This window comes from Pseudomonas sp. Sample_9, assembly GCF_004307535.1.
Taxonomy (GTDB): domain Bacteria; phylum Pseudomonadota; class Gammaproteobacteria; order Pseudomonadales; family Pseudomonadaceae; genus Aquipseudomonas; species Aquipseudomonas mercuritolerans.
On the sequence record NZ_RAZO01000395.1, the window covers coordinates 1 to 913 of the forward strand.

The 913-nt window shown below is 62.8% G+C and carries 1 pseudogene; it reads right to left on the reverse strand.

From position 1 onward, the window contains the following. Window positions 1-224: 224 nt before the first annotated feature. A pseudogene (locus tag D6877_RS22870) lies at window positions 225-913 on the reverse strand (ATP-binding cassette domain-containing protein); the annotation flags it as partial.

The window sequence follows — 913 nt, forward strand, 5'->3', positions numbered from 1 at the left end:
GGGGTCTGCTGCGTTACCACTTTATTGGGTACAGCCTGCAAAACTGTGGGAGCGAGCCTGCTCGCGAAGGCGTTCGTCCAGTCAGCTCATCTGCGACTGACATTCCGCTTTCGCGAGCAGGCTCGCTCCCACAAGGGTATCCGGGGATGGCCACCTTTCTGGGTACAGGCTGCAAAACTGTGGGAGCGAGCCTGCTCGCGAAGGCGTTCGGCAGGTCGCTGCCATCATCGGCTCAAAGCCCGAGCCAGAAACGGCGCAGTCTTGCTCTTCTTGCTCGCGGCGACTTTCTGCGGTGTGCCGGCGGCGACTATCCTGCCGCCCTGTTCGCCGGCTCCGGGGCCGATGTCGATCACCCAGTCGCTCTGCGCGACGACACGCATTTCGTGTTCGACGACAATCACCGTGTGCCCCGCCGTCACCAGCGTATCCAGCTGCTCGAGCAAGCGATCGACGTCCCTCGGATGCAATCCCGTGGTCGGCTCATCCAGCACATACAAGGTCGCGCCACGCTGGCTGCGCTGCAATTCGGTCGCCAGTTTGATCCGCTGCGCCTCGCCACCGGACAATTCCGTGGCCGGTTGCCCGAGACGCAGATAACCCAGACCAATATCGCGCAGCACCTCCAGCGAACGTCGAATCCCCGCCTGCTCGGCAAACACCGACACCGCTTCATCAACCGTCAGTTGCAGCACCTGGGCGATGCTCAAGCCCTGCCAGAGAATCGCCAATGTCTGCGGGTTATACCGCGCGCCGTGGCAGGTTGGGCACGGCGCGTACACGCTGGGCATGAACAGCAATTCCACACTGACAAAACCTTCGCCCTCACATGTGGCGCAACGGCCCTTGGCGACGTTGAAGGAAAACTGCCCGGCGTCATAGCCCGCCGCTTGCGCTTCGGGAGTCGCGGCGAACA